7 protein-coding genes, 4 tRNA genes and 2 pseudogenes are annotated in these 8,339 nt (G+C 47.2%); 5 read left to right on the top strand and 8 right to left on the bottom strand.

What is annotated here, in order from left to right:
- The coding region (locus F452_RS0110200) for a transposase (protein ID WP_018966093.1) at window positions 1-249 on the top strand (249 nt) is incomplete at its 5' end.
- Between the two features lie 149 nt (window positions 250-398).
- On the opposite strand, the gene F452_RS0110195 is transcribed toward F452_RS0110200, so the two are convergent.
- Window positions 399-1,859 (bottom strand): aminoacyl-histidine dipeptidase, encoded by a 1,461-nt coding sequence (locus tag F452_RS0110195; protein ID WP_018966092.1) that lies wholly within the window; start codon window positions 1,857-1,859, stop codon window positions 399-401.
- 80 nt (window positions 1,860-1,939) lie between these two features.
- Between F452_RS0110195 and F452_RS0110190 the strand changes: the two genes are divergently transcribed.
- Together F452_RS0110190 and F452_RS0110185 are read left to right on the top strand one after the other, a co-directional pair.
- Window positions 1,940-2,155 (top strand): hypothetical protein, encoded by a 216-nt coding sequence (locus F452_RS0110190; protein WP_018966091.1) that lies wholly within the window; start codon window positions 1,940-1,942, stop codon window positions 2,153-2,155.
- A 32-nt stretch (window positions 2,156-2,187) separates the two neighbouring features.
- On the top strand, window positions 2,188-2,808 hold the full coding sequence (locus tag F452_RS0110185; protein WP_018966090.1) for an OmpH family outer membrane protein: 621 nt from the start codon (window positions 2,188-2,190) through the stop codon (window positions 2,806-2,808).
- Between the two features lie 178 nt (window positions 2,809-2,986).
- Here the strand turns inward: F452_RS0110185 and F452_RS0110180 are convergent, their stop codons facing one another.
- The 5 genes from F452_RS0110180 to F452_RS0110160 all read right to left on the bottom strand — a co-directional run bounded on the left by F452_RS0110180 (window position 2,987) and on the right by F452_RS0110160 (window position 6,303).
- Entirely contained in the window at window positions 2,987-5,470 is a 2,484-nt protein-coding gene (locus F452_RS0110180; protein ID WP_018966089.1) for a TonB-dependent receptor, read from the bottom strand.
- A 422-nt stretch (window positions 5,471-5,892) separates the two neighbouring features.
- Window positions 5,893-5,965 (bottom strand) — tRNA-Gly (locus F452_RS0110175).
- Window positions 5,966-6,013: 48 nt separating this feature from the next.
- Window positions 6,014-6,098 (bottom strand) — tRNA-Leu (locus F452_RS0110170).
- Window positions 6,099-6,114: 16 nt separating this feature from the next.
- A tRNA-Gly gene (locus tag F452_RS0110165) sits at window positions 6,115-6,187 on the bottom strand.
- A gap of 33 nt (window positions 6,188-6,220) precedes the next feature.
- Window positions 6,221-6,303, bottom strand: a tRNA-Tyr gene (locus F452_RS0110160).
- A gap of 1 nt (window position 6,304) precedes the next feature.
- On the opposite strand from F452_RS0110160, the pseudogene F452_RS13080 reads away from it, so the two are divergent.
- Window positions 6,305-6,496: pseudogene (locus tag F452_RS13080) on the top strand (hypothetical protein); the annotation flags it as partial.
- Here F452_RS13080 and F452_RS13505 read toward each other — a convergent pair.
- Window positions 6,403-6,615 carry a DUF1661 domain-containing protein gene (locus F452_RS13505; protein WP_394358169.1) on the bottom strand — a complete coding sequence of 71 codons (213 nt, stop codon included), beginning with the start codon at window positions 6,613-6,615 and terminating at the stop codon, window positions 6,403-6,405. The pseudogene F452_RS13080 and the gene F452_RS13505 sit on opposite strands and share 94 nt — an antisense overlap.
- A gap of 276 nt (window positions 6,616-6,891) precedes the next feature.
- Between F452_RS13505 and F452_RS0110150 the strand changes: the two genes are divergently transcribed.
- Window positions 6,892-7,599: a hypothetical protein gene (locus tag F452_RS0110150; protein WP_152567449.1), complete on the top strand. Its 708-nt coding sequence runs from the start codon at window positions 6,892-6,894 to the stop codon at window positions 7,597-7,599.
- Window positions 7,600-8,201: 602 nt separating this feature from the next.
- Here F452_RS0110150 and F452_RS12225 read toward each other — a convergent pair.
- Window positions 8,202-8,339: pseudogene (locus F452_RS12225) on the bottom strand (IS5 family transposase); the annotation flags it as partial.

Here is an 8,339-nt window from a genome sequence, read left to right as displayed (position 1 = left end):
AAGAAACACAAACTATTCTGCAAGCGAGCAGGCATAGAACCCACCATCGGACACTTGAAATCAGATCATCGTTTAGGCCGCAACTTTTACAAGGGATTGGCTGGGGATGCTGTGAACATACTATTGGCAGCAGCTGCTTACAACTTCAAAAGAGCCATGAAGGCTCTTTTGCACCTGCTCAAAATAATAAGCGAAAAGCTAAGCGAGAGACCATCGATGAATGACTTCTCTCTTGCAAATGCTTTTTAAGGGATGACTACATACTGATAAAATAATATGTATGCCTTTCTTATGGTTGTCCTATAATATGAAAAGGGTGTGCGAAAATCGTCTCTTTTAGATTGCGATTTCAACACACCCTTCTGGGTTATTCTCCGGAGGAAAAATTCCGGCTTGTTTTATTTGGCTGCGGGGATATGTTTCAGTATATCGACCAAGTGATCCCACCAAAGTTGAACCGTCTTGATTTCGATCTTCTCTACGGGAGAGTGTACATCTCGGAGAGTAGGGCCGAATGAAACCATATCGAGGTAGGGGTACTTATCCAGGAAGAGACCACATTCCAAACCTGCGTGGATTGCTTTTACAGCAGGCTTGCGGCCGAAAACGCGCTCGTACGATTCGGATGCCGCTTTCAAAATCGGCGAATCGGGATTGGGTTTCCAGCCGGGGTACGGATCGCGGAAGCTGATTTTAGCACCGGCAAGTTCGAATACGGATGCCACTGTATTGGCTATATCGCTGATAAGAGACGAAGTCGAGCTTCTTTGGCTGGTCTCCACATAGATCTTATCATCTTCTTTCATCTTTACAGAAGCCAAGTTTGAAGACGTTTCTACCAAACCTTCGATATCATGGCTCATGCCATAAACACCGTGAGGGCAAGCATATAGAGCGCGAACAAGACGACGCTTCGTGTCACAATCGATACGATATGCAGGCTTTTCTACCGATTTCATTTCGAGCTTCACACGCGGATCTACACGCTTGAGTTCGTCCTCCACTGCAGCAGCAAGTTCGTTCAGGATAACTCGTGCGCGCTCTTTCTGATCAGCTTTCAGTCCGATAACAGCATGAGCTTCGCGCGGAATGGCATTGTGCAGGTTTCCTCCTTGGAAAGAACACAGCTTCCAATCCAATTCGCGCTCAAGAGCATAGAGATAGCGAGTCAGAATCTTGTTGGCATTGCCGAGGCCGATGTGAATCTCACCGCCGGAATGACCGCCTTTGAGGCCGCTGACTTTTACCTCGAAGTAGAGATAGTCATCAGTCGTTTCACGTTTTTCGTACGCAAATTCGGCCATGGTTCCCATACCTCCGGCACATCCGATGAAGAGTTCGCCCTCATCTTCGCTGTCGAGGTTGAGCAGGATCTTTCCATTGAAAAATCCGGGCTTTAGGTTCATGGCACCGGTCATACCCGTCTCTTCGTCCATCGTGAAGAGGCATTCGATCGGGCCGTGCTCTATATCGTCAGAATCCAAAATGGCCAATTCGGCAGCACAACCGATACCGTTGTCGGCACCAAGTGTAGTACCATCAGCGCGTAGCCATTCACCATCGATAATCGTGCGGATGGGGTCGTTCTCGAAGTCATGAATCTTGTCGGCATTTTTCTCGCACACCATATCCATATGGCTCTGAAGGATGACCGTTTCGAGGTGTTCGTATCCGGGTGTTGCCGGCTTCTCTATTACGAGATTGCCTACCTCGTCTGTACGATATTTGAGGTTGCGATCTTCTGCAAATTTCACAAGGTAAGCCAGGATCTTCTCTTCTTTCTTGGAAGGACGTGGCACTTGAGTGATTTCGTGGAAAAACTTCCACACTTTAGTGGGTTTGAGATCTGTAATGTTCATTGTTATTACTATGAGTTATTAGATGTGCTTCTCTGTGGGTAAGAAAGTCTTACCTTTGTATCCCGCAAATATAGCAATAAATGACTACAATTCTTTTGGCTTCTCTCTTGTTGGTAGGACTGGCTTTTGTCCTGTTGGGCATACGTGTGTTTTTCCGTCGTGGCGGGAAGTTTCCCGGTACCCATGTAGGCAGCAACAAGGCAATGCAAGACAGAGGCATCGGCTGCCATACGGCACAGCACTTCGAAGCCCAACATCACCGCAGTCTCGAAGATCGAATCAAGGAACTCGAATAATAACGAAACAAAAAAACATATCCCATTCTCAAATGAAACAGATCCATTATGTCATCGAGGCTGTGCTGGCCGTTGCCATCATCATCCTCTTCATTATGATGCCGCGTTCGTCCGCATCAAAGTCCAAGACAACGAATCCTAAGGCAGAACAAGCTGCCGCTACTCTGCCTATTGCTTTCGTAAGGATGGATAGCTTGGCCTCGCAATACGAATACTATCGCGACATCAACAAACAGCTTGCAGCTGAAGCAGAGCAGAACCAAAGGACTTTGGCAACCAAGATGACTGCCATGCAGAAAGCTGCAGAAGACTTTCAGCGCCGCTTGCGTATAAATGCATTCACCAGCGAAGATGCTGCCCGAGCAGAACAGGAGAAAATTCTGAAGATGCAAGAAGAAGGCCAAAGGTTAGAACTCAGCATGACGCAAAATCTGGCCAACAAACAGGCGGAAGCCAATGATAAAATGTACCGCATAGTACGCGAACAAGTGAGCGAAATGAATAAGGACGGTAAATACCGCTATATACTTACCAACGTAGGTCTTGAAAACTTGCTGTATGCAGACAGCACGCTGGACATCACCGACGATGTGGTGAAATTCCTAAACGATCACTATCGCAAAGAGATCAAGGGCAAAACCACAGCAGAATAAAGAGAGAAAATCCTCTTGTTGCGCCATCATTGGAGCTGCGCCGAAATGGAAGTTTCGGCGCAGCTCTTTTTGTTTTTGATCAGAAAGATATTCCGATTTCTGTCGAATCCTCGTTAGAAAGCTCCCTATACGATCGGCCAATTATCGGGCAGAGCATCCATCAGTGTGTATGGAACCTTCAGAATTCGACGAGGAGACGCAGATTGAACTGGCGGCGTGTCAGGTAGTTCGGTACGGCGTATTGCTGTTGGTAGGCATCCGACACCCAGTAGTAAGAATTGACGTTGGTCATGTCGAACAGATTGAAGAGGTCGGCTCCTATGTAGGCCCCTTTTACTCCTGTTAGCCATTTGCTCCGGCGAGCAAAGGAGTCGTCCGGATCGAGCCATTTGTACATTACCCCCAGATCGACGCGCTTATAGGCCGGCGCGGTAAAGGCCGGTGAGCTAAGTCCTTTGCTCGGATTGAGCTGTGGCAATCCTCCGCTCAGTGCAGCTCGCAGGGTAGCTGTGATGCGTTTGTTGCCCGGCACGTACTCCTGAAGGAAGAAGGAGAAGTTGTAAGCAGGGGCATTCATCAGAGGTAGCGAACCGTAGCCATCCAGTTTCTGACGGGCTTTGATAATGGAAGCCGTCAGCCACGAGTCCACTCCGGGTACCAGTTCGCCGAATAGCTTCAGATCGATACCCGCAGCATAACCCGAACCGATGTTTTCGCCCAGATAGCGGATCTTCACGTTCTCTATTATATAGGGGTTGATGTTGAATAGACTCTTGTAGTAAGCCTCTGCCGTAAACTTGTACTTACGCCCACCCATTTCGAAAGTATAGTCCGCCCCTGCGAGAATGTGAAAAGCTCCCTGAGAGCGAATCTTCTCGTTGAGGACAACCACGTTATTGCCTTCGGCATCCTTATGTGTCTGCCTTAGCTCTTTGTAGAACGGTGCCTGATAATAAAGTCCGGCAGCTGCACGCAGTACCAAAGCCGGGTTGCTTTCGGGAGAATAACCCATGCTGATACGTGGGCTGACGAGCAATTCCTTGTTGAAGCTCCACCACGAAGCTCTGATACCCGGAATGAGAGAAAATGTACCTCCTCCCATGCTGAAGTTGAACCGATCCTGTACGAATGCCGACAGACGCGTTCCCTTCATCTCCGTATCGGCAAATAGATTGTTGTACATCAGCAATACGCTCTCCGAGTGGGGTAGGTTGTACCCTACCGAATCCCTCCGCTCCCATTCGCTGATATGGTCGGCTATTTTCTCCATCTGTGCCGATACGCCCGCTTGCAGGCGGTGCTTCTCGCTCAGCTTTATCTCCCCTCTGTAACCCATGTTCAGCACGCGGTAGTTCAGTCTGTTGCGCGCATGCTCGTGATTGCACCCGATGCCCAGGCCGTTAGAGCTCTCCGAGTCCGAAGCTGTCGAAGCAGTTCCATCCGCCCCCAGCTGCACATCGTTCAGGAAGTATTCTCCCAGAATATCGTAGGTCTCTCGTTCGCTACTGTTGAAGGCAGAGAGTGTAATCGTATGTCGTTGCTTCTCATTTGGTACGAGGTTCATGCTGAACGCTCCGAAGTAGGTGAGGAAACGATCCTGTTCCTGCCCGTCGAAAAATATCTTCAGCTTTTTGGCATCGCTCAGTGTGCCGAAGCTCGTCTCGCGTGTCTGGGGGATAAATTTGTAGCGTGTTTGCGAGATGTTGCCGAGGAAACTGACCGATAGATTGGGATTGAAGCGGTACGTCATGAATGTCTGTCCGTCCGCGTAGATCGGATCGTATTCGGCTTTCGTGTCAGTAGTGCCCAAGAGCGATTTGGCACTCTTGTAGCGTACGCCCGTGATCTGGCTGAAAGCTCCGGCACTGCTGCCATAGTAGGCACTCGATTGAAGCATGCCGAGGAGTACTGCCCCCTCTCTCTCCTGGGGCTGCTTGTAGCGAATGTCCAGTACGGAGGACATCTTGTCGCCATAGTCGGCCGTGAATCCACCGGCGGAGAACTGTACGGACTGTGTCATATCCGGATTGACGAAGCTCAAGCCTTCCTGCTGCGCCGAACGAACCAGCAGCGGGCGATAGACTTCCACTCCGTTCACGTACACCATATTCTCATCGTAGCTTCCTCCGCGAACCGAGTATTGCGAGCTTAGCTCATTGTTCTGCGTTACTCCCGCATAGGTGCTGATGAGCGATTCCACACCTCCCGTAGGCCCCGCATTTACGCGAATGTCACGGGTATTGACGCGCTCCATCGTATTGAGCCTGCGTTTTGTGGCCTGTACCGTCACGCCCGAAAGTTCCATTTCGGCCTCCGCCAGACGGACATTCAGCCGAGTATCCTTGGTCAGAGAGGGAAGGCTGCGGCTTACCCCCTGATAGCCCATGGAGCTGAACTCGATGGTGACGCTGTCCGTCGTGGCTTTCATCCGAAACTCATAGTACCCTTTCAGATTGGTCGTCGCACCTGTTCCCGTGCCACGCACTTTGACGCCGGCGAAGGGGATCGGCTTGTCCCCACGGTCGAGGACGTAGCCCGATACTCTGATGCTTTGTGCCATAGCTGCCTGAAAGCATAGCAGGCAGGATAGCAGGATGAATGACAATCTGTATATACCGTTGGACTTCATATGCTTGTTCTTTCGGAGAGTAACTTCCTTCATGATCTATTAACGTATGGGGCGGGGGAAATCGTTTGTCCCTTCCTCTTCTTTTCCGCCAAAATGGAACCGAAATTCCATCGTAACAAAAGTAATACCTAAAGAGGTTCGAAACCAACGATCCCCGAAAAACCTCAGTCCGCATGTCATAATGACACAGGATAAAATGCTTGATAAAGAAGTTTTTGGATTGATCCCAAGAGAAGCCCTCGGGGCGATATGTGTCTCTGTCGACAATTTCGGAGAGGAACGCTTTCGGTGCCCCGACTCTCTACGAATACTATAGACACAAAGAAATCTGCCCAAAGGCAAATAGAAAAACAGGTGGGTGGAAAGAAAATGTGAGGGGAAAAGGAGATGAATCGACTTTGGGGGAAATTACAAGACCTGTAATTTTAGATGCTCCCTTATCGCTTTCGAATTTGAGCGGAAGACGGGACTCGAACCCGCGACCCTAACCTTGGCAAGGTTATGCTCTACCAACTGAGCTACTTCCGCAGTCTATCCCGAAATAGTACTTCGGCAGAAAAAGAAAACGAAACCACGTACCCGGAGCGGGACTTGAACCCGCACAGCCGATAATGGCCAAAGGATTTTAAGTCCTTCGTGTCTACCATTCCACCATCCGGGCCCCTGATTTCAAAAAGAGCGGAAGACGGGGTTCAAACCCGCGACCCTCAGCTTGGAAGGCTGATGCTCTATCGACTGAGCTACTTCCGCGACCTTAACGCTTGTCTTTGCAAAAGCGAAAAGTGGGCAGTGATGGATTCGAACCACCGAAGGCGTAAGCCAGCTGAGTTACAGTCAGCCCCATTTGGCCACTCTGGTAACTGCCCATTGCTCTTTTGCGATTGCAAAGGTAGAAACAAAATCCAATTACGCAATAGTTCGTTCGGCAATTTTTTTCTGCCGCACGTTTACGAACCGGAAAAACGTCATCCATGGAGCCAAAAGACGTGGCGCGAGAATTTTTTCGTTTTGGCGCGAGAACTGAAAAATTTACGCGCCGGAGCGAAATTTTTTTGGCGCGACTTTTCGCCAAAACACGAACCGCAATTCGGCCGTTTCCGGCTCCAGAAAAATTTATTCCGATTTCGCTTGGAATGAGCAAAAGGGGATAACCTTGTACGTTTTATCCCAGTCGGCATATCTGGGGTGCTGTAGTTTTTTAGTCAAAATTTAGAGTGGTATCTTGGGGTTTAGAGAACCTGTATGTTCACTAAAAGCCGTATTTTTGCATTTAGAATAACTTTCCTTAATATCAAGGTGAAGATGATATGCTGATAACTAGTAGATAAATCTCTTGGATAAGGTGGCGGCAGTCTATATGGAAATGGAATATGTCAATTTCGAGACTGCCCTCAAGAGTGTTTGGTGATCATTTGAGAATAGTTCATAAATAACTCGTAAATAAATTTTGCATTGTGGATCTTTGGAGTACATTCTTATTGTTCAAGGAGTGGATTTTCCCTATCCTCGTTTCTATCATAGGGGCATTTATAGTGTATTTGATTCAGAGAAAGAGGAAAAGGCTGGACTATGAGATTGTTTCTCAAGTCGATTTTGCCAAGAATAAGAAATCCGGGAAAGTCGAAATCAAGGTTCTTTATGATGGCAAAGAAGTAGAAAATGTCCGCATACTAAGGGTGCTGATTAAAAATGCTGGCAATCAGACAATAGATATTCAAGACTTTGTGGAGCCATTACACTTTGTTTTGCCAGGAAGAGGACTGCTATTAGAGTGTAGCGTGGACAAGTACAATCCCGATAACTTAGCTCCAGAATTGCTTATTGAGGAGGATAATAAGCTCATGATAAAGCCTATTCTTCTTAATCAGGGAGACGAGTTTTTTCTAAGAATGATTACTTCCGGAGATTACAAAGTGGAAGAAATTAAGGTGTTTGCAAGAATAAAAGGAATAAAGCAGGTCAGAAAAAATAACAGAAATAGAATCTCTAAGTATTTGGAAACATTCTTTTTAGTCCATATAATTCTAACAATTGCTGTTGTCGTTATAAGTTTTTTTATTTGGTCTGTTAGTCTTTTTTACTCTTTTCTTCAATCTCTTGCTGTTTTTGCGGTAATTTGGGATTTTTATTCCCTAAAAAAAGTAAGAAGGAATATGAGCTAAAACTTACAAATAGCTTCACTACTTAACTATTTGTACATGCAGATATGCATAAACAGGTAGAGGAAAGTTTCCTTATCGGTGGTTGTTTAGCGGTAATTCTGCTTCTTAAACTTCTTAAAATTATGAAGTTGCGGAGCTTAGGTGTTAATAAATCTGTTGAGAAATTTCGACACCTAATGCATCCGCTTATTGTACAGATGCACAAGATTACATAAATTACTCACGATTAGATTCACTTTATTAGCAGTGGTGCTGTTGATCAATTTGAAGCCGTTCTTTTCAAATGCTGATTCGTTTCTTTGTCAAGCGATCCGAATATAAACAGTGGCTTTGAGACACGGGTGAGGCCGCTCCCTAAAATTTAGCCCAAGTTGTATGGCCACTCATTTCGGAATAGAGATCCGATTTCCGCCAACGACAATCCACGGCCCTCTATGATGGGTTTGCGTAAATGAGTCCATTGCACAATGCAAGGATTATATGACTATGTTCTTTCAAGTCTTTTTTTGCCTATTGAGGCAGTGTTTCTCAGCGGTGGTATTCTTCTTCCCCCTTACCCCGACCTTGTGGGTTATTTCCCACAGGGTCTGGGATTTTTTTGCCTATCTGGCTGCTTGAAGCACAAGCAGCCCCGGCATACGCTTGAGATTGTAGGCCATAGCTTCAAGGATATTCTGTGTATGTGTCTTGGCTAACCCTCGGTAGCGACATCGTCCGCCCAAGAACCACCGACGAATACT

Source organism: Porphyromonas gulae DSM 15663 (assembly GCF_000378065.1).
Lineage (GTDB): Bacteria > Bacteroidota > Bacteroidia > Bacteroidales > Porphyromonadaceae > Porphyromonas > Porphyromonas gulae.
This window is presented reverse-complemented; position numbering and strand designations above follow the sequence as displayed.

Coding starts and splice junctions, on each gene's coding strand:
- F452_RS0110195 (WP_018966092.1), bottom strand. CDS start 1,859: ATGAACATTACAGATCTCAAACCCACTAAAGTGTGGAAGTTTTTCCAC.
- F452_RS0110190 (WP_018966091.1), top strand. CDS start 1,940: ATGACTACAATTCTTTTGGCTTCTCTCTTGTTGGTAGGACTGGCTTTT.
- F452_RS0110185 (WP_018966090.1), top strand. CDS start 2,188: ATGAAACAGATCCATTATGTCATCGAGGCTGTGCTGGCCGTTGCCATC.
- F452_RS0110180 (WP_018966089.1), bottom strand. CDS start 5,470: ATGAAGGAAGTTACTCTCCGAAAGAACAAGCATATGAAGTCCAACGGT.
- F452_RS13505 (WP_394358169.1), bottom strand. CDS start 6,615: ATGCCGACTGGGATAAAACGTACAAGGTTATCCCCTTTTGCTCATTCC.